This window comes from Haloarcula sp. CBA1115 (genome assembly GCF_000827835.1).
GTDB lineage: Archaea > Halobacteriota > Halobacteria > Halobacteriales > Haloarculaceae > Haloarcula > Haloarcula hispanica.
Window position 1 is genome coordinate 56,380 of sequence record NZ_CP010529.1, and the last position, 20,635, is coordinate 77,014.

Annotated in this window: 18 protein-coding genes; 10 read left to right on the forward strand and 8 right to left on the reverse strand. The window is 62.4% G+C overall.

Annotation, left to right across the window (positions count from 1 at the left end):
* Positions 1–213: 213 nt before the first annotated feature.
* From SG26_RS00235 to SG26_RS00270, 8 genes are all read right to left on the reverse strand, one after another.
* On the reverse strand, positions 214–1,002 hold the full coding sequence (locus tag SG26_RS00235; RefSeq protein ID WP_050036514.1) for a histidinol-phosphatase HisJ family protein: 789 nt from the start codon (positions 1,000–1,002) through the stop codon (positions 214–216).
* On the reverse strand, positions 1,002–1,748 hold the full coding sequence (locus SG26_RS00240; protein ID WP_050036515.1) for a 2-phosphosulfolactate phosphatase: 747 nt from the start codon (positions 1,746–1,748) through the stop codon (positions 1,002–1,004). Before SG26_RS00240 ends, SG26_RS00235 begins: the two co-directional genes overlap by 1 nt.
* A gap of 185 nt (positions 1,749–1,933) precedes the next feature.
* Complete coding sequence (locus tag SG26_RS00245; protein WP_008308251.1) at positions 1,934–2,743, reverse strand: energy-coupling factor transporter transmembrane protein EcfT; 810 nt, start codon at positions 2,741–2,743, stop codon at positions 1,934–1,936.
* The gene (locus SG26_RS00250; RefSeq protein ID WP_050036516.1) at positions 2,743–4,488 is read right to left on the reverse strand and encodes an ABC transporter ATP-binding protein; all 1,746 of its coding nucleotides are present in this window, start codon (positions 4,486–4,488) and stop codon (positions 2,743–2,745) included. The genes SG26_RS00245 and SG26_RS00250 overlap by 1 nt, the downstream gene beginning before the upstream one ends.
* 1 nt (position 4,489) lies before the next feature.
* Complete coding sequence (locus tag SG26_RS00255) at positions 4,490–5,344, reverse strand: hypothetical protein (protein WP_050036517.1); 855 nt, start codon at positions 5,342–5,344, stop codon at positions 4,490–4,492.
* 335 nt (positions 5,345–5,679) lie between these two features.
* Positions 5,680–7,041 (reverse strand): bifunctional UDP-sugar hydrolase/5'-nucleotidase, encoded by a 1,362-nt coding sequence (locus tag SG26_RS00260; RefSeq protein ID WP_050036518.1) that lies wholly within the window; start codon positions 7,039–7,041, stop codon positions 5,680–5,682.
* 249 nt (positions 7,042–7,290) lie between these two features.
* On the reverse strand, positions 7,291–8,202 hold the full coding sequence (locus SG26_RS00265; RefSeq protein ID WP_050036519.1) for an acetamidase/formamidase family protein: 912 nt from the start codon (positions 8,200–8,202) through the stop codon (positions 7,291–7,293).
* 119 nt (positions 8,203–8,321) lie between these two features.
* Positions 8,322–9,428 (reverse strand): tubulin/FtsZ family protein, encoded by a 1,107-nt coding sequence (locus tag SG26_RS00270; protein WP_014030954.1) that lies wholly within the window; start codon positions 9,426–9,428, stop codon positions 8,322–8,324.
* Positions 9,429–9,659: 231 nt separating this feature from the next.
* Here SG26_RS00270 and SG26_RS00275 point away from each other — a divergent pair, with 231 nt between their 5' ends.
* The 10 genes from SG26_RS00275 to SG26_RS00315 all read left to right on the forward strand — a co-directional run bounded on the left by SG26_RS00275 (position 9,660) and on the right by SG26_RS00315 (position 20,570).
* Positions 9,660–10,772 (forward strand): FAD binding domain-containing protein, encoded by a 1,113-nt coding sequence (locus tag SG26_RS00275; protein ID WP_318526337.1) that lies wholly within the window; start codon positions 9,660–9,662, stop codon positions 10,770–10,772.
* Positions 10,773–10,893: 121 nt separating this feature from the next.
* Entirely contained in the window at positions 10,894–11,403 is a 510-nt protein-coding gene (locus tag SG26_RS00280; protein ID WP_044952611.1) for a universal stress protein, read from the forward strand.
* A 255-nt stretch (positions 11,404–11,658) separates the two neighbouring features.
* A complete protein-coding gene (locus SG26_RS00285) occupies positions 11,659–14,853 on the forward strand; it encodes a molybdopterin-dependent oxidoreductase (protein WP_050036520.1) in 3,195 nt (1,064 codons plus the stop codon).
* Positions 14,853–15,752: a 4Fe-4S dicluster domain-containing protein gene (locus SG26_RS00290; RefSeq protein WP_225308200.1), complete on the forward strand. Its 900-nt coding sequence runs from the start codon at positions 14,853–14,855 to the stop codon at positions 15,750–15,752. Before SG26_RS00285 ends, SG26_RS00290 begins: the two co-directional genes overlap by 1 nt.
* Entirely contained in the window at positions 15,719–16,033 is a 315-nt protein-coding gene (locus SG26_RS21800; RefSeq protein ID WP_225308201.1) for a hypothetical protein, read from the forward strand. The genes SG26_RS00290 and SG26_RS21800 overlap by 34 nt, the downstream gene beginning before the upstream one ends.
* Positions 16,034–16,043: 10 nt before the next feature.
* Entirely contained in the window at positions 16,044–16,763 is a 720-nt protein-coding gene (locus SG26_RS00295; RefSeq protein WP_050036521.1) for a molecular chaperone, read from the forward strand.
* Positions 16,756–17,796: an ethylbenzene dehydrogenase-related protein gene (locus SG26_RS00300; protein ID WP_050036522.1), complete on the forward strand. Its 1,041-nt coding sequence runs from the start codon at positions 16,756–16,758 to the stop codon at positions 17,794–17,796. Before SG26_RS00295 ends, SG26_RS00300 begins: the two co-directional genes overlap by 8 nt.
* Positions 17,793–18,707, forward strand: a complete 915-nt coding sequence (locus tag SG26_RS00305) for a HEAT repeat domain-containing protein (RefSeq protein ID WP_050036523.1) — start codon at positions 17,793–17,795, stop codon at positions 18,705–18,707. The genes SG26_RS00300 and SG26_RS00305 overlap by 4 nt, the downstream gene beginning before the upstream one ends.
* 2 nt (positions 18,708–18,709) lie before the next feature.
* Positions 18,710–19,321 (forward strand): hypothetical protein, encoded by a 612-nt coding sequence (locus SG26_RS00310; protein ID WP_014030946.1) that lies wholly within the window; start codon positions 18,710–18,712, stop codon positions 19,319–19,321.
* A 1-nt stretch (position 19,322) separates the two neighbouring features.
* Positions 19,323–20,570, forward strand: coding sequence for a P-loop NTPase (locus SG26_RS00315; protein WP_050036524.1), 1,248 nt, complete (start codon positions 19,323–19,325; stop codon positions 20,568–20,570).
* Positions 20,571–20,635 lie beyond the last annotated feature (65 nt).

The following is a 20,635-nucleotide window of genomic DNA, read 5'->3' on the forward strand; positions in this document are numbered from 1 at the left end:
TGTACGATGGTACTCCTGGAGGGCGGAATACACAAGATATCATCATAAGGGCTGGCCACTAAAACCTATATAGCCACTACCGCAGTGAGATATTCGCTGTGTTCACAGCATTCGAACAGTCGCTATAGTAACAATTGAAACGAATTACACACTGACCGCACTGCCGTCGTGCGATCAGGTGTGCATTGATTTTCAATGGCTACTATAGGTTGCTCAAAAATCACGGTACTGTTGATTGTCGCGTAGTACAGCAGCAACAGGTGACCGGTCTAGTGTTTCAGTCAGTGTTCGTAGTTCGGGGACTCGCTGCGAGAGTTCTGCAGGCGTGTGGCTGTCCGATCCGAGGACGAACTGGATTCCATACTCGGTAAACAGATCTAGCATCGCTGGGTCGGGATGTACCCGGCCGAGCGAGCGATGGACGCGGCCGGCGTTTACCTCAGGCACTGTCTCGGAGTCAACAAGCGCTCGTGCGACCCGGTCGTAATCCGCTCGAGTTGTGTGCCGTCGCAACGTTGGAATGCGTTCTGGGAGGTCGAGGTGCCCGACTACGTCGAAGAGTTCAGATTCGATAAGCGCAACGACCGCATCGTAGTACCGCTCGACGGCCCGCCGGCGTTGCGTTGCGGACGCAGTAACGTATTGTGTCCTACTGGTGTAGTCGTACTGGTCGGCGAAGTGGACGCTCCCGATAGTGTATGCGAAGTCGGCGGTGTCGAGAAACGACGCAATACGCGACTCGGTGCCTTCGACGTAGCTTACTTCGGCAGCATCGTACAGTTGGAGGGCAGTCGTGTCTCTGGCAGCACGAATGTCCTCCCGGCGCTGTTGATACGTTTCGACGAGGTCGTATTTCGCACGTCGCCCGAAGTCGTCTTCAGTGACGATACAGTGATCAGTCAGCCCGAGTGCAGACAAGCCAGCCTGTTCGGCCGCGGTAATCATTGCGTCGAGATCCGACCCATCCGAGTACGTGGTGTGCGTGTGGATATCGGTCCGCATCAGATCTCGGTCTCGCCACTCACGTCATAGAGTCGTTGCCCGTCCAGTTTCGGAACGACGTCACGGCTGTCGAACGCGAGTGTGTACTCGTAGAGGTCCGTACGCTTGATCTGTGGTTTCTCCTCGTACTTCGGCCCCTTCCCGAACTGAACGACTTCCCGATAGATATCGCGTTGCTCCGGTGTCAGTGGCTTCCCGTGCAGTTGCCGAGCAATATACAGCGCGCCAACGAGGTCCTCAGGCGAGGGTTTCCCTCTCGAGCCGGCAGCAACGAAATACGTCTTGCGGTCGCTGTCTGCGAGATAGTCGGCGACCGCTTTCCCGTTAGTCAACCCACCAACGTAGATATCGACGTCGTCACCGCCTGCTAAGCGGATATCCGTGACCGCGTTCCCACCGTTGGTCGAGGTCATCGCAGTCGGCCGACCGGCGACGTCAATATCCTGAACGAAGCTCGGTGAATTGAAGAAGTCGTATCCCTCCTCGCCCTGATAGTCCGGGCCAGAACTCCCGCCGATTTTCGCGTCTGGATGTTCAGCCTTGAATGCTGGTTCGTTCCCCCGTTCCTCGGTAATGTAGATGTACTCCGCGCCATTCGCAAACAGTTCCGGGACTGTCGTCGAGAACTGCGCCACGTCGACGACGACATAGTTCCCTGGATCGGGATCGTCCGGAATCTTTGCTCGGCCGAGAATAATCGTCTCCAGCAGTTTCGATTCGAGCGAGTTCCCCGTAATCAGGCTCATATCACTCACTCAGTCCGTCATGTCAAAAAGACCGCTAAGAGCCCTATGGACCAGTTACACTCGATATGTATCCCTCAATATACGGTAGACAGTGCCAGACTGTCAAAGGGTACACTGGAGTTCCTTTTGATAGGCTATAAGAGAATGAGAACGTGGTAAGGAAACAGTCAACGGCGCGGAGGACATCACAGAAGAAGCGCGAGTCCGGTAACGACGAGCAGAGAACCGGCGAAGAACCCGACATCGACGGGTCGAATCTGCATGTCCGCCAGCCGAAGTTCCGTACTCGCCTCGTCGGCTAGTGAGTGCGAGAATCCCCGGGCCTCCATGGCCTCAACGGTGACGCGACTTCGCTTTGCCACGTTAAAGATCATCGGATAGAACGCACGCACCGATAACTTCAGCAGGTAGACGTAGTGCCGCCAGCGGAATCGCCCGGGTGAGTCGGGAGCCGTACTCCGTAACCGGAACGAGTTCACCAGATCGTGGTACTCCTCAAACAACACTGGGAGCATCCGGTAGCCGTACGTGATGAGGAACGTGAACTGTCGTGGAATCCCGAGACTTCTGAGACCCTGAGAGAGGGTCTTCGGACCCATGCTCGAGAACACCGCCAAACTCGACACGGAGATAATCGTTAACTTCAGCGTGTACGGAACTAACGCTCGAATCGCCGCAACGGGATCACCCGTAAAGACAGTCACGACAGCGTACGATCCTAACGTCGTTGCCACGGTAAACGCCATCAGTCCGACGAGGAACAGGCTGACCCGTGAAAGTACTGCGAGCACCGACACGAACGCTAGCAGTCCGAGAAGGATGGTCGTGTCGTAGAACAGCCACGGGACGAACAGGAAGACGACGTACCAGAGTAACAGGACTCTGGGATCCAAGCGGTGGAGGAACGAACCCTCGTTCTCGTAGGCCGTCCGAAGCAAGTCAGCCTTGATCGCCTCGACGGACGTGGCATCACGAAGCGCATCGAGTGTCGTCATCACTGCTCCTCCACGGTCGGTTTCGATGTCTCGTCCGGCGGACTTGCCGTGTTCAGTCGGTCCGTGAACGCCTCGACCGTGAGCGGTGCGGGACTGAGGCCGAGTTCTGTCCCCAGGCGGACCACTTGCGGTGGGTGAAGGTTCGCTCGTTCGAGAGCGGCAAGGTCAGCAAACACGTCACTCGGCGGGCCGTCAGCGATGATGTCACCGTCGTCGAGCACGACGACACGAGTCGCCCACGATGCCGCGAGCTCGAGGTCGTGTGTCGCAATCACGACCGTCTCGACACGGTCGCCCGCCCGGTCGATGGTTCGACCGACCTCCTCGCGACTCGCGAGGTCGAGACTGCCGGTTGGTTCGTCGAGCAGGATAATCGACGGGTTCGTCGCAAGCCCGATAGCCAGTGACGCCCGTCGCTGTTGGCCGACGCTGAGCAGGCGGCCGTCCCGGGACTGCAGATCTTCCAAGTCGAGGAATTCGATCACCTCGTCGACTCGCTGCTCGACGTTCGGGTAGCCCCTATCATCGAGATAGTGAGCGACATCAGCCCGGACAGTATCGTCGATAAACATCTCTTCGGGGTTCTGCTTGACGTAGACGACCTCCTCGGCCAGTTGCTCTGGGAGGACGTCTTCGGTGTCTGTTCCGCCGACGGTGACCGTCCCTTCGTCGGGTGTCTCCAAGCCAGTCACCAGTTGCATGAGCGTGGATTTCCCAGCGCCGTTGCTGCCGACGAGGACGACCCGCTCGTCTGGGTAGACATCCAATGAGAGGGTATCGAGAACGTCTTTCGTCCCGCTTCGGAGTGTATCGTACGACTGCGAGACGTTATTGAAGGAGATGACAGGCTTCCCTTTCCGGTTCACCTCCGGTGGTCCGTCAGTTCGAGCCACAGTGGTGTCGCCGTAATCGGTGAATAGATCGAGGCCGTCCGCGAGCGTCACCGGGAGCGGGCGAGCATCATCGAGGACGTGCTCGGCGATCCGCGTGACCTGTGGGGGATGGACGTCCTGTCCTCTGAGGTCTTCCAACTGATTGAGGGCCGTCTCGACCGGTAATTTCCAACGGACAATACCGTCCTCGACGAGGACGACGCTATCGCAGTATTCGGCGATGAACTCTGTCTGATGTTCGATAGTGACCACGGTTTTCCCGTGGGTTTCGTTGAGCGTGGCGAGACGGTCGTAGGTCTCCCGAGCGTTGACTGGGTCCAGTTGTGCCGCCGGTTCGTCGACGACGAGGATGTCGGGGTCTAGCGATAACGCTGCTGCCAGCGCAACCAAGTGTTTTTGCCCGCCGGAGAGTTCCCAGACGAAGCGGTCTTCCAGCCCGCTCAAATCGAGCAGATCTAGTGTCCGGTGGACTCGTTCGCGGTAGTCCTCGTGTCCATAGTTCATCGGGGCGAAAGCGACTTCCTCGAATACAGTCGGACTGACGAGCTGGTTATCGAACTCCTGGAACACGTAGCCGACGTGCTGTGAGAGCTCTGCAACAGAGCTCTCGGAGACATCGTGTCCAGCGACGGTAACTTGGCCTCGCATATCACCCTCGTAAAAATGCGGGATGATTCCGTTAAACGACTTACACAGCGTCGTCTTGCCGGAACCGTTCCCACCGATGATGGCGACGAACTCACCGGGCTCTATCGTCAGCTCCGCCCCGGTCAACACAGCTTCGTCAGCACCGGGATACCGGAACTGCAGTTCGTCAACGGCAATTTGAGAGTCGTGTGTCGCTGTCATCATCTTACGCCGTTTGCGTTGCGCGGTACCAGACGATGGTGGCGACGATAGCGGAGACGACGATCGGAACTGCGATGTAACTCTGACCGAACGTCGCGAGGAATTCCGGCTCCCAGACTACGTTGACCGCCCCGCCGACTTCGCTGGCAGCCTCGGCCACGAAGGCGAGCGGGAACGCGATAAGCACCGCCAACAGCGCCTTCGGGGAAAAGCCACGCCACATCGACCCGCCGCGTTCACCCTCAAACGGTTCCATACCGAGCAGCGGTTCGACTTTACCGTGGAGTTTGGGGTAGAGATACAGTGCGGGGATGACGCCGAAAAGAGTCCCCGTGATTAGCATCTGTGTGAGGAAGTCGACCCCTTCGAGCACGATAATGCTCTCGGGGAGGCCGGGTACGGCTTCCAATTCTTCAACCCCGATATACACCTTCCCAATGTCGATGAACGTAGCGAAGAACTCTTCGAGTGCCTCAGCCAGAAACACGACAATTGCCAACTGTGTGGTGTTTTCCGGGTCCTGAAGCAGTTTCGCGGCGAAATAATAGCAAACCGGAATGAGAAGCAATCCCTCCATGGCACCCAGACCATCGAACTCACCGAGCAGTATCTCTCCGAATACGATTTCGCCAACAGGAACGGCTACTGCAGCCCAGTAGGTCCTGAAAAGTAGCACCAGCACGATCGGGATAAAGATGAAGCCACCAACGCCCAGTTCTAGCGGTCCGACCGTGAACTCGGGCATGATTTCTGTGAACGCGTTCTGCAACCCGGTAAGGGACATAACGAGTATGAACACCATCATGTCCTGTTTACCAAACGATAACCAACTCTCCGTATCAGCCGAGAGTGTGCTCATGCTACACTGGAACGCATACTGATGACGTGTTTGAACATTTATAATATGTATACTGACTACTATGAACCGTCCACCGTGACTCGTAATACTATATACGGCCCTGTTTAGATGTCTCCAATAACGTGGGGTGGTGTCTGTGTCGACTGAACAGGACCGGTCTGTGGGAGTCTCTGGTCGATTTCGTTTTTCCGATAGCTACCGGCTCGGCCGACCTGCACCGCGTCGAAACAAGGCTCGTCGATAGCAAGTACTGTTGGTTACTACGACAGGGTAGTTCTGGAACGGTCAGTACCTGAAGGAGACAGTTGCAGAAGGCCATCCGTGGCGGGACCCGGTCAGCAGTCCTGGAGTCGGCCACCCACCCGGACAGTGATGCCCTCTTCGCGAGCGTAGTCTGCGACGGTCTCGAACGGGAGACCGAACGAGTCGATGGTTGCCTCGTGTGGAATCGGCCAGTCATCGCTGTAGACGACGTAGGAGTTGGTGGCAAGTCTGTACTCTCGACCGGCTTCGAGACTCTGGCCGTTGACAGCCACACCGATTAGCCGTCCAGCCTCGGAATCGTACTCGACGGTCATCCCGCTGACGTCGCCGTGCCAGAGCCGTCCGTCCTCGCGGTGGGGACGGAAGGCCGCCTGCAAGAGGGTTCGTAGTTGTTCACCGGAGACGCCGAGGACTTCTACCGTACCGCCGAAGGGGTGTACGCTGGCCACCTCGCCAGCAGTGACCTCGCCGGACAGGGGTCGCCCCGTTCGAAGGCCACCATTGTGGACGAAGCTGACGTCAGTATCAGCCGCCCAGCGATAGGCGTCAGCCACGAGGTTGCCAACGCGGCTCTCGCCGCGGGTTCGCCGGTCGAGGCCTCGATGGATCGGATCGTCGACAGTGGCAACAGTCTCCAGCAGACCGACATCGGCCAGCCGTTCGCGGGTCATGTCGGCCACGGACTCGTCGATAGGTCCCTCGGCTGTCGAATGACGGGTGGCAATCGGCGAGCGGTCCCCGTCGAAGAGTTCGACTTCCCAGACCACCTGCCCGTTCGCTCCGGGGCGGACAACCAGTGTTCCGTCGACAGCCTCGTGGCGCTCCCTGTGGACGTGGCCGCCGAGGACCGCGTCGACACCCTCGACGGCCGCAACGTCGGTCTCTAAGTCGTCTCGCAAGTGTGCGAGGACGACGAAATGATCGACACTGTTGCCGAGTTCGCTGACCGCTTTCCGCACGCTCTCGACAGGATTGGTCACGTTCAGCTCTGACGCGCCGGCAGCAATCCGGGGAGTCGCGGGATCGACTACGCCGACGAATCCGACTCGCCGGCCATCTCGATGCAAGACTGTCGTCCCGTCTAATCCAGCGAAGGGAGCGCCACGGGCGCCCTCACTCTCGCCTTCGTAAACGTTCGCGACGACCCACTCCTGTGGACTCTTCGAGACCACGTCCAGAATGGGAGCAGTCCCGAAGTCGAAATCGTGGTTCCCTACCGTCTCGACGTCGGTACTCACTGCCCGGAAAAACGGCATCGCTTGATGCCCCTCGTAGTAATGGGCGAGGACACCCGGTGCAGTGTTGTCGCCGGTGCCAGCGACTACAGTATCCTCCCCGCGGATTGACTGGATCGTTCCGGCAAGCCGACCCATCCGCACGGGGTCGTCGCAAGCGTTCTCAATGTCTGAGTAGTGGAGCAACCGGATCGACATCTTTCGGAGCCGATTCCAGCGGGGCATAGAAGTGGATACCGTTTGTGGCTTCTTGGCAGGTGGCCGATAGCAGAAGCTGTCGATTCTGGGAGGTCGTGCGTTCGTTCAGCGGTGTACGCCAGATTCAGAGCCTCCAATTTGCGGAATGCCGGTAGCAGGACGAGCAGAAATCCATCATCCAGATGAGTGTCCCCATTGAAACTGTCGTCCCGCTAAGTACCAACAGGACTGAAAGATTCGCCGCGATAATTAGAATGGATCTGGGAGGTATTCACGCGGAATGGAGTTCCGCACAGTAACGAGTGGGTCGACGACTTGGCTGATTTCGAGGCCGCCAACGAGGCTCGAAAAGAGGTAGGCGTCGGTCAGCGTGTACTCGTGTTCGGCAGCGAGCAATCCGATGAGGTCCTCGTTTGCCGTCTTGACCGCATCTTCCATCGTTTCGGCACTTGCAATCGTCTTCCACGCGTCACCGGTGTCGACGAGTGGGCGCTCAAGGTCGACAGCGGCATCCGAGATTACTGAGACGGTGACGTCGATCTCGGTTCCGATTTCGGTACCAGTTCCACACATTTCACCGTCTGCCATCGCGGCCTTCGAGTCACCCATCGCTAACATCGCACCGTCCTGGAACACCGGAAAGTAGGCCGTCGTCCCGGTGGTCATATCCGTGGTATCGAGATTTCCGCCGTGGTCGTGTGGCGTCAGAGTCGACATCGATTCCTCGGACGTTGCCACGCCAATGGTCCCGATGACGGGATCGACTGGTACCTCTATATCCTTGAACGAGAGTGCCTCCCCGTCGTCGGTTATCTCCGTCACGCGCGTCGCTGGGTGTTCGATGTCCTCGTGATCCTGGAGGAGTCCAAACCCCGGTGCCGTAATTACGCGACCCAGATCCTCGGTGACTCGGACGTCTTCGATCTCAACCTTGAGGACGTCGCCGGGTGTAGCTCCCTCGACAGCAACCGGCCCTGTAGCCGCATTCACTTCTTCAGGGATCGCATCCAGCAGATCAGCGTCTGATTGAACGGCTTTGTTCAGGCTATCGATGGTTTCGAATGTGAGCGATTCCCCGTCTGCAGCCGTATACAGCGGTTCCATATTCGGGGCGAACTCGTAGACGTGGCCGTCTTCGTATGATATGACAGTCCGTGTCATCGTATGGTTTCGTTGAAAACTGTCACTTATAAATCTATTTGAGTGCAATCCGCTTTGTCTCGTTTTTTCCGCACTTCAGACGGTCTGGCTCCAGTCCCACGAGAATCTAACGGGCCGTCTCATTGTGATTCGTCGACCAGCGTTTTGAGTTCCACCAGCCGCGGCAGTTCTGTGACGCCGCTGAGTACGACCAGAACCGACAACGTGTCCCGGTCCGGCGTCGGCATATCGCCGCTCCGTACCTCCGGTGACTGCAGTTCCTCCGTGAGCCATCGCCGCCCGTCGGTAACGGCATCCCGGATCAACCACGCGGGCGGCCCGGCAAACACGGCCAGGGCTCTGTCGACCGAATCCAGCTCGCACTGGGCCGTCAGTTTGCCGCGTACAGCGCGGCGAAGTGTCGTCTCGACGGCGTTGTATGCCTCGATTTCGTCGACGTCGTCCGAGTTGTCGCCGAGAAAACGGTTCTTGAGCTGGTCTATGACTGTCTCGTCACTGCCGCCATCGTCCGCTTGCAGGTCCTGACTGGCGTAGCCAAGCGTAGTGAAACCCGAATCCGAGAGGGTGTTGATTATTTCGCTGGCGTCGACGACGCTCTGGCCGACTGCGTCGGATGCCGTCGCCTCACCCGCTGCGAATAGTGCACCCAGCCGTGTCACGACAGTCTCGTTCAGCGTCTCGGCGGCCGTCTCGACCGTCTGTCCGCTTCCGAGCCACGCTTCGTTGTCGAACAGTATCTGCCCGTCGACGGTCGGTTCCAGCGCTCGAAGTGCTTGGATGGTGTTGGCGGCTGCTTCGTCGTCCCTGCCGGCGGGTAACACCGACAGGCAGTAGACCGGGATCGTGTAAATCTCTCTGAGTGCATCGGCAATGTGGGCCGTAGCGCCACTGCCCGTCCCGCCCGCAAGTCCGGCCACGAGGACGAGAGCGTCGATATCGCTCGTTACCAGTTGGTCTATCGGCCGGCGCACTTCGAGCCGTTCGTCTTCGATGGCGGCAGTACCGTTCGTCCGGTCCCCGTTCGTTCCGGCCCCGTTTGTTTCGGAGAGCCCGAAGGCATGCCGCCGGTCGTCCGGAAGTGCGTCGAGTTCGTCGAGCGCTTCGGTGTCCGTATCGACGGCGCAGGCCGCGCCGAGATACGTCGTCTCGCGGCGTTCGTTGTCCTGCCACAGCCGCTCGACGATCCGTCCCCCGGCACCACCGATTCCGACTGCCGCGACTCGCATACGTCGTGTTTAGTGTCGGCTGACATTAATAGTCCGACTCGGTGCGAGGCAACCATTGGGACTTCGTAGTATGATGATTTACAGCGGAAGCGACAGGGGAACTTCAGGAGCGCCTCTCGGGGCTGGTGTTCGGGAGCGATACTGTCATCGGCTGGTGACCAGAGGCCTTTCGTACGGCAAGCGCTGAGAGGGGCCGTGTCACAGGACCTCGCCAACGAACCATCCGATTCCCTGTCCGTCACCATCTCCGGCGGGTCGATGGGCGGCCTGTTTACCGGCATCGCTCTCGACAGTGCAGGCCACGACGTGACGGTCGCCGAGCAATCGGCCGGCGACCTCCGAAGTCGCGGCGGCGGCATCGTCGCCCAGCAGTCGATCCGACAGTTCCTCTCACGACACGACATCGTCGACCCGGCGACCATCACCACCCGAGCCAGTGAGCGGCGGTTTCTGACTGCTGACGGCGATGTACGGACGTCGACACCGGATTCGATGGTGTTCACCTCCTGGGACGCGGTCTACCGTCAATTGCGGGCGGCGTTCCCGGACGACCGGTACCACGCCGGTCGGACTGTCACCGGCCTCAGGGCCACAGACGGCACGGTTCGATTCGCCGATGGGGACCGGACCGCGGCCGATCTGGTCGTCGCTGCCGACGGCGGGCAGTCGACGGCCCGTGCGCAACTGTTTCCCGAGACCGAACCGGAGTTTGCCGACTACGTCGCGTGGCGTGGTGTCGTCCCGGAGGCGGACGTTTCGGATGCAGTCATCGACGCGTTCGACGGCCGCTTCACGTTTTATCAGGGAGAGCGAACGCTCATCCTCGCGTACTTCATCCCAGGCGGCGATGGCAGCACAGCACCCGGTGACCGCCGTCTCAACTGGGTCTGGTACGACACACTCCGCGGGCGCGAGCGTGATACTATCTTTACCGACACGACAGGAGCAAGCCAGCAGTTCAGCGTGTCGCCGGGGCACCTCCAAAACCCGGTCGAAACGCGCCAGCGCGAGCGGGCGACCGAGATACTGCCGCCCGTGTTTGCCGACCTCGTTGCAACAACAGCAGCGCCTTTCGTGCAGGCGATTTACGACCTCCGGATCCCCCGGATGACAGTCGATAGGGTCTGTCTGCTCGGTGATGCGGCGTTCGTCGCCCGCCCACACACTGCCGCTGGCACTGCGAAGGCGGCCAGCGACGCCGTCGAACTAAAAGCCGCTCTCGACCGCCACAGTTCGCTCGGAGACGCGCTGGCGTCATGGGACGACGCCCGGACCGACTACGGAGAGCGTCTCGTTGCGCAAGGCAAGCGAATGGGCGACGAACGGTTGTCCCTCGGGAGTTGATGGACTACCGTTCTGCGTGTCTCGGGTCTGGGTGCAGTACTGGCTCTTCGATTGCGGGCTGTCTTCTCGCCGTGTAAGAACGAACGGTATGTTACTTGTCTATGGCTCCGGTAATCAGCGTATGACACTCGTTGTGCCGTTCGACGGCTCCGAACTGGCCGAGGCAGCACTCGTTCGGGCGACGGAGTTCGGCACCGTCTTCGAAGAGGACGTGTTGGCCATCAGCGTTATTCGGAACGAGAATGCCAAGTACGCCCGAGAACGCGACTGGATCGGGCCGAACGAAGAATTCGATCTGGAGACAGTCGTCACCTCACTGCACGAGCAGGTGATGGACCTGTGTCCGAGTTCGGATTTCCGACATACAGTCGTGGATCGGTACGCGCCGGCCGGATCGGTGGCGAAAGCCATCCGTAAGATGGCCAAGAGAGAAGACGCGTCAATGGTATTCATCGGAAGCGAAAACGCCGGCCACCTAGTCACGAGCATCAGCAGTGTCGGCGGGTCGATTGCATCGGACGACGCCTACGACGTTGTCATCGTTCGCCATCGGAACCCGTCCAAAATCGCTCAACTCAGGAACACGTCCCCGCACAGACAATCGAAATCCGATTTTTATCTCCCGGAGTAGGTACCGATAGTCTTCGGCAAGTCAATACTGTTGGCTGTAACTATTTTAAGATATTCGCCACCCCGGGTGGCGAAATTCTTTACAGACTTACAGCCGACAGTAAAGTATTGAAAACAGAAGCCCGTCCTTAGACCCTTTTTCGCCGAATATCTTCGTGCCCCGTCTCACCAATTGGGAACCTGTAGTATCGTTCATTTAGCAAAGGCCGTGGGTCCCACGTATGCAGATACGCGCTGTCCAACGGAGTGATGTCCGGTGAAACTGTCACGGCGGGACTTCCTGACCGCGGCTGGCGCAGGGACGGTCGGCGCGCTCGCCGAAGGTGCTTGGGGTGCGACACAGTCCACGGAACCGATAACGAGCGTGGACAACCCGCTCAAATCCTATCCGAACCGGGACTGGGAGCAGGTGTACCACGACATCTACGCCTACGACGAGGTGGACTGGACGGTGTGTCACCCCAACTGCACCCAGTCGTGTGCGCTGAACTTCTACATGAAAAACGGCGTCCCGATACGGGCCGAGCAGGTGTATCACAACGAGGAACCCTCGGTCGGCCCGTCGGGCTACGAGGACGCCGGCGTCAGCCAGCACTGGAACCCCCGTGGCTGTATGAAGGGGCTCTCCCTGCACCGCCGGACGTTCGAGCCGTCGCGCATCAAGTACCCGATGGTCCGCAAGGGGTGGGACCCCGAGGACCCTAACCCCGAGGGCCGCGGCGAGGACGAGTTCGAGCGCGTCTCCTGGGACGAGGCCATCGACCTCATCGCCGAGAAGATGGCGAACTTAGAGGACAACAAGCGGTTCCACATCTTCAACGCCATCAAGGCAGATGGACTGTTCACCCGGCACGGCTCGGGCCGCCGACTGGCGTCCATCTTCGGCGGCTGTGAGTGGACCGAGTACGACTGGTACGCCGACCTGCCGCCGGGCCACGTCATCACCACTGGTTACCAGACATCCGATTCCGACGCCGTCGCCTGGCGGAAGGCCGATTACACCATCATTCAAGGGAAGAACCTCATCCACAACAAACTCGCGGACAACCACTTCTTGCAGGAGACCCGCGAACGCGGTGGGAAGATGGTCGGCGTCTACCCCGACTACTCGCCGACGGTCCAGAAGTGCGACCGGTGGCTCCCGATCCGCCCCGGGAGCGACCCGGCGTTCGCCCTTGGCATGGCCCACGTCATCATGGCCGGGGAACTGTACGACGCCGAGTTCATGCGGAAGTTCACGAGTCTTCCCCTACTCATCCGGGAGGACACGGGCAAATACCTTCGCGCACACGAGGTGTTCGAGGACGTCGAACCGCCCGCGGAGGACCTCGACGAGCAGCACGAGCACAACGACTGGGGCGACTTCGTGGTGCTGGGTGAGGACGGCCAGCCCGTAGCGATGACCCGCGAGGAGGTCGGCGAGGAGATGCCGACCACGCCGCAGCTAGACGTCGACAGCGAGGTGGCACTGACCGACGGCTCGACCGTTGCCGTCAGGAGCGACTTCGCCCGCCAGCGGGACAACATCATCGAGAACTACGATCCGGAGACGGTCGAGGAGATCACCACGATTCCGGCGGACAAGCTCGCCCAGACGGCACGCGAGTTCGCCGACGCCGAGAAGGGTCAGTGGTTCACCGGCGAAGGGATCAACCACTGGTTCCACTCCAACGACGCGCTCCAGCGGGCGGTGTTCCTCGTCCAGGCGATGCTTGGCAACATCGGCGACGCCGGCCAGGGATACTACAACTACTCCGGCCAGTACAAGATCGAACTGCTGGACGGCTACCCCCACTACGTCAACCCGGACGGCAACGCCGCCCACGGGATGTATCCGGGCTACGCCTTCGCCTTCTTCGGCGGCGAGAAACTCGATCCGCACGACATTCGCGGCGACTTCGACCGCGAGATGGACCTCGTCCCGCAGGGCGACGCCGAGGAGCCGGTGATGCCGGAGAACGCGGGGTCGTACACGATGTCCAAGCCGTCCATCCTGTGGACGATGAACTGCAACCTCCTGAACCAGACCAAGCATCAGGAGCACGTCATTGAGAACTTCGTCAAGCACCCCGACACCGAGAACGACCTGTTCGTCGTCTCGGACATGCATATGACCTACTCCGCCCGGCACGCCGACATCGTGCTCCCCGTGCCGTCTTGGCTGGAGTGTGACTACCCCGACATCACAGTCGGGCCGGAGAACCCCTTCGTCCAGATGGACCACGGCGTGATGGACCCCATCTACGACACCAAACAAGACGGGGAAGCCGTCGCGATGGTGGCCGAGAAACTGGACGAGAAGATTCCGCCCGAGGAGCGAAACGTCGACTCCTACCGGTCGTACTTCGAGGAGTTCCTGGAGGAAGACGGCGACGTGACCAACTACATTCAGGAGACCTTCGACCGCGGGATGACGACCCAGAGCATCGACGTCGAGGACCTGGAGGACGGCCCGGAACGGCTGGACCTGAAGACCTATCCGCGGATTCCGTTCTACTCGCAGGTCCACGAGGACCGGCCGTTCTACACGAAAACCGGCCGGATGGAGTTCCACAAGGAGGAAGACCGGTTCATCGAACTCGGCCGGGACGACATCGACCACGTCGAGAGCGTCGAGGGGACTCCCTACGGCGTGAACAAGAAGTGGGACGAGGCCAAGGACGAGGAGAACCCGCTGTATCACGACGAGGGCAACCAGTTCTACTACAACACCCCACACCCGAAGTACCGGACCCACTCCTCGTGGGGGATGACCGACTGGAACCTCATCTGGGCCTCGCGTGACTTCGGCAGCGTCAGCGGCGATCCGGAGGGGACCGACCGCCTCGTCGACGACTTTTCGTTCCCGACCGGCGACGGCGAGTCCGAAGACGTCGCGCCGCTCGGGGAGGCGTTCGTCGAGATGCATCCCAGCGACGCCGAGAACATCGACGTGGAGAACGGCGACTACGTCCGTATCACCGGCAAGCGCGGCGACCTCGTCGTCAGAGCGATGGTCAGCGAGCGCCAGCGTCCGCGGTCAGCCGGCGACATGGGGCAGTTGACGCTGTGGCACGGCTGGTGGCCCCAGCACTTCCCCGACGACGAGGCCGACGAGGACGGCGTCAAGGGGTACAACACGATTACCAACATCTGGCTCGACCCGCTGCAGGAGACCGACGACCTCGTCCACAAGGCGGTGTTCGGCGACCCGAACGTCTCCGACATCGTCGACGAGGACATCGCCTGGCACGGGGCGGAACTGGAACACGGTTACGAGGAGACGGTGTGGGCCCCGACGGGGACCAACCGGGACGACCTCGTGGACGTCGAGAAGTACGAGGAGGCGGACTGGTGGCCCGGCGACGCCCGCCGGGACGACCTCGTCGAGGACTACATCGGCGGGTCACTGCAGCCAAGCGGTAGCGGCGCTGGCAGGACCGGGACGACGACGCCCGGAGGTGACGACTGATGGCACAAACGTACAACCCACAACTCGGCCGCGAGCACAGCTATCCCTACGAACACCGCGAGGAAGAGCGGGACTACCACTGGGGGATGGTCATCAACACGAACCGGTGTATCAACTGCAACACCTGCTCCTTTGCCTGTAAGTCGACCTGGACCAGCGGCGAGGGCGAGGAGTACATGTGGTGGATGAACGTCGAAACCGAGCCCTACGGCGGCTACCCGATGGGCTGGGACATGCGGCTGCTCGACGATTTAGAGGCCGACCAGACCATCTTCGACGCCGCCGACAACGGCGAAAAGGTCCACGGCTACATCGCCGAGAAGCAGGCCTGGGAGTACCCCGCGCTGGGCGACGATCAGGTCCACGGCGAGTACCCCGAGGGCGAGGTCGTCGAGTCCGACCTGGAGAACGACGAGTACCACGACATCTGGCAGTTCTACCTCCCGCGGCTCTGTAACCACTGCAAGAACCCGGCCTGTCTGGCGGCCTGCCCGCGGAAGGCCATCTACAAGCGCGAGGAGGACGGCATCGTCCTGCTGGATCAGGAACGCTGCCGGGGCTACCGTCGCTGTGTGAAGGCCTGTCCGTATCACAAGCCGATGTACAACCCCGAAACGGGCGTCACTGAGAAGCCGGTCGGCTGCTACCCTCGCATCGAGGAAGGGAACGTCCCCCGGTGTGTCTCCTCCTGTATCGGGAAGACGCGGCTCCACGGCAACATCAACCGCGGGCCGGACGCCGGGCCGGCGGGGGGAAGTCCTCCGCCGCGTCGGGGCGCTCGCCGATCAACTACCTCGTCCACTCCGACGAGAAGGTGGCCCTGCCGCTGTACCCGCAGTTCGGGACCCAGCCGCAGGTGTTCTACATGCCGCCGTACCACGTCCCGCCGGAGTTCCTGACCCAGATGTTCACGCCGAACACCGAGGTCAAAGAAAACGAGTGGCCGGGCGACACCTACGAGGAGTCGGTCCGCATCGTCCAAGAGCGGGCTCGCAACCCCAGCCACGAAGTGCTTGGCATTCTCCAGTTGTTCGGCGCGACGACGCGGCTCATCGAGACCTACAACGTCAAGGAGAACCGCGTGAAGGGCTGGGACCGCAACGGCGAGAAGGTCGTCGACGTGCCCATCGAGGAGCCCATGGAGGTCCGCGAGGGCGAACAGTGGACGAACCAGCCCTGAGGTGCGTACAATGAAGAACACGCCACAACACCACACGCGACGCGCCGCACTGTACGGGTTCGCCGCGGCGGTCTTCCAGTACCCCGATGAGGCCGTCGTCGCCGATTTACAGGACGAGGCGGTACAGGACGCCGTGCGACAGGCCGGGGTCGAACTCGGGCTCGACAGCGAGGTCGATGCGCTGCTTGACGCGCTGGACGGCGTCGACCGGGACTCGCTCGAACCGGCGTACAATCGGCTGTTCGGCCTCCCGGGCGACGGGGGGACCTATCCGGTCGTCCCCTACGAGGCCCACTACACCACCGGCGAGGAGGTCAACGAGAGCCAGCGCCGCATCGCCACGGTCGTCGGCCTGCTGGAGGAGTTCGGCCTTGAAATCAGCGACGAGTTCGACGAGCGTCACGACCACGTCACCGTCGAACTGGAGCTGCTGCAGGTGCTGGCCGCACAGCGGGCGGTCGCCCTCGACGGCGGCGACGACAAGACGGCCGTCCGCCTCGCTCGTGCGGGTGCAACGGTGTTAGACGAGCACCTCGGTGACTTCGTCCCCGCGTTCGCTCATCGGGTCCGGGAAACCGTCGACGGTGGCGGCAGTTCCGACCGGGACCTGCCCGAGACGAGCGCCGTCTACGCCGCCGCCGCGGAGCTTGCGGCGGCCCTGGTCGAGTTCGACGAGGCGAGCCATCCCGATCCGGTCTCGCCCGGCACGGGGGTGAGAGCCGATGGTTGAACTCGACTACGAGGCGGCCCGCCGGGCGACGACAGCAACGGCAGTCGTCATGGCGCTTCTGGTGGCCGGACAGATGGCCGTCGCAGCGGCCGTCACCGGCGGCCAGCAACCGCTGGTCGCGACCGACGAGGTGCCCCAGACCGCCGAGAGCGACCGCTGGTCGGAGGCTCCGTCCCGGACCGTCTCGCTGTCGAAACAGCAGATGGCCGTCCCCTACGGCGGCGGGAGCGTCGACGAGATGGAGGTGCAGGCGCTGACCAACGAGACCCACGTCGCCTTCCGGCTGACCTGGACGGACCCGACGAAAGACACGAACATCCGGTCGCCGAAGAACTACAGCGACGCGGCGGCCGTTATGCTCCACAGCGGCGAGAAACCGCCGATCACGATGGGCGCGGGCGGCGACCCGGTCAACATCTGGTACTGGCGGTCCCAGTGGCAGTACGGGAACGACAAGAACGCGGAGTGGAGCAACGATATGTACGCCTACCCGCACCCGGACGAGGAGACCAAACCGGGCATGGCCGCTGGCAACCCCCTCTCGCAGAGCCAGTACGAAAACTACGGCCAAAACTACTACGCGGCCGGCTACGGGTCGCTGAGCAACGCGCCACAGCAGAACGTGAACGCACAGGGGACTCGCAACGGCGACGAGTGGTCCGTCGTCTTCGTCCGGGAACACACCGGCGAGGGCCAGCATGACGCGACCTTCTCGCAAAACGAGACGATGTATCTCGCCTTCGCCGTCTGGAACGGGAGTAGCGACGAGGTCAACGGCAAGAAGTCACTGACGATGCAGTACAGCACGCTCGACACCGAGTCCGGCAAACTCACGGCACCCGAGAGCGGCGGCAGCGGGGACAGTTCGAGTTCAGGTAGCGCCGCCAGCGGCGGCGGTTCCAGCGGCGGCGACTCCAGTAGCGGCGACGGCGGTTCGGGCGGCAGTAGCAACCCGCTGTACACGTCGCTCGGGACACTCATCGCGGCAACGGTCGCCGGCTGGACTGTCCTCTACTGGAGGCTGGCGCGATGAGCTACGAGAACTGGAGCGCACGCGGTCGGACGCCGGGCGAGACCGAGACAGAGGTCCGAAGCGCACTCGACGCTCCACAGGTCCGGACTCGGCAGGACGCCGCCATCGCACTTGTGGATGCGGCCGAGTCCGGCCTCGACCGGGAAACGATTGACGCGCTGGGAGAGCGCGCACTGGAAGATGACGACCCCGAAGTGCGGCAGTTCGCCGTCGAGGCGCTGGGTGTCGCCGGGGCCGCGCCGGCCGTCGTCCGGCAGGCGCTCGACGACGCCGAATCGTGGGTCCGGGCCGAAGCCGTCGTCGCCCTCTCGCGGGCCGGCGGCGACGCCGACCAGCTAAGAGGGGCGCTGGACGACGACAGCGGGTGGGTCCGACGGAACGCCGTCATCGCGATGGGCAAGCGCGGCGACGCCGACCAGCCGCTGCTGGTCGAGTGTATCAAGACCGACCCCCATCCGGCGGTCCGGGAGTACGCCGCGCAGTTCCTCGGCGGCGTCGCGGAGGACGTGCCGGAGGCCGAACGCATTCTGGCCGCGATGCTGGCCCGAGAGCCGAACGCCTTCGCCCGGGCGAAAGCCGCCGAGAGCCTCGGCGAACTCGCGACCGACCGCGCGGAGCAGGCGCTCGAAGCCCACGGCGTGACCGACCAGAGCGAGGACGTCGCCCGCGCGGCCAAACAGGCGCTCGCGAGCGCTCGCGGGACCGACCCCGAGGAGCTAGATGTCGAAATCGGGCCGCCGTCGGCCCCCGGTAGCGGGCCGGACACGCCCGCGGAGCAGTCCGTCGATGGCTACGACCCCGCCGGCTCCTTTGGCTCGGCCCGATCCGGGAGCGGGTCACCGGCCCCCGGCGGCGCGCCCGGGTTCGAGCCCCGGCGCGACCTGAACACCGACCCGGAGGACAGGACCTGACGATGCCATACGAACTCGACTCGACCGGCACGGCAGCGGAACAGGACGGGAACGAGACAGAAACCGACGAGGGCGGCGGTCTTGAGTCGTCGCTGGGCATGACCATCCCGGAGGACCACGTCGGTGCGTTCGTCGCCGAGGCGCTGGAGGACCCCGAGCGAGCGACGACCTGGACCGACATCGTCGACACGATGGTCGCGCCCGTCGCCCGGGATGCCTGGGCGGAGTTGTCCCCCATCGAACAGGCGACCGAGGTGCTCTCGAAGGCAGCCGAGTTCGACCGGCGGGCCATCGAGCACTTCGAGGCTGTCCCGCTGGACGGGGACCGGAGCGAAGCGGAGACGGACATCGACGAGGGGCTGCGGTGTCGGCGCAACGCCGACACGTTCCGGGACGGCGTCGCCGCCGCCTACGGCGACGGGCGGCTCGACGACGACGGCCTCGTCGACGCCCTGGAAGCCGCGGAGTTCGATACTGAGATCATCGCCAGGCGCGAGGACCTAATAGAGCGTATCGACAGCGTGTTCGAAATCGACTACCGCCCCTACGGCGGCACGTTGATGGACGACGACGATGGTCCCGAACCGGAAACCGAACACGGGGAGACGTGGTAATATGTCCGGAGAGCAGCCCGAACCAACGGAAGACGCGGTCAGGGACGCGCTTCGGACTGTGGCCACGCCCGAGAGTGACGAGGACGTGGTTGCCGCGGGGCTGGTAGCGTCCGTGGCTACCACTGACGGGACCGTCAGCGTGGAGACGGCGCTGTCCGGCATGGACCCTGCCACGGCGGACGCGCTCGCCGACCGGATGCGAGCGGTAGTGCTAGAGTGTGGCGGTGTCGAGGCGGTCCACATAGAGACGGACATCACAGAGCCGGACCACGGGACTGTCGTGCCCGGTGTGGACCAAATCATCGCCGTCGCCAGCGCGAAAGGCGGCGTCGGCAAGACCACCGTGGCGACCCAGTTGGCGCGCGGACTGGCCGCGTCCGGCGAGCGGGTCGGCCTGTTCGACGCCGACGTGTACGGTCCGAACACGCCGGAGTTACTCGACATCGAGGGGCCACTCGGCTCGACCGAGGACGGCCGGGCGGAGCCGGTCGAGGTCGACGGCCTGCAGGTCGTCAGCGTCGGCCTGATCGCCAACGACGAACCGATGGCCTGGCGCGGCGCGATGGCCCACGAGGCTGTCGAGGAACTGCTGACCGACGCCGCCTGGGACGTCGACACGCTGGTGCTCGACCTGCCGCCGGGGACCGGCGACATCGTGTTGACGACGCTGCAGTCGTTCCCCGTCGACGGCGCGGTGTTCGTGACGACGCCGTTTCCGACCGCGGCCAGCGATACGGAGCGCTCGACGGCGCTGTTCCGCGAGGAGGGCGTCCCGGTACTCGGAGCCGTTGTCAACATGGCCGGGTTCACCTGTCCCACCTGTGGCGACGACCACGCGCCGTTCGGCAGCGACCCCGACCTCAGTGCGGACGTACTCGCGGAGCTCCCCATCGACGACTCGCTTCGCTCGACCGAGGGAGACGTCCCAGCAGCCTTCCGGGACCTGGGCGAGGACGTACGCGAAGCCCTTGCGGACCGGACGACGGTGACGGTTCCCGAGACTGCGCTCGACCTTCGCGGCGTCCCCGACCGGGCGCGTATCGAACAGGTTCGCGCGGAGTTCGGCGCGCTCGCTCCCGGCGAGTCGCTCCATCTCGTGACGGACACCCGTCCGGGCGACGTCAGCGGAGCCCTCGAAGATCTCACCTCGGCACCGCCACGGGTGGCCGTAGAACAGAAGCGGTCCGGCGTGTGGGCGCTACAGATATCCAAGACCGCCCCTGACCCAGCCGAAGACGTGCCCTGCTAACCGACGGTCGAACACCCGGGTTACCGGACGCCTCCGATTCGGTTTTCCCTATCAACTAAGTGGTG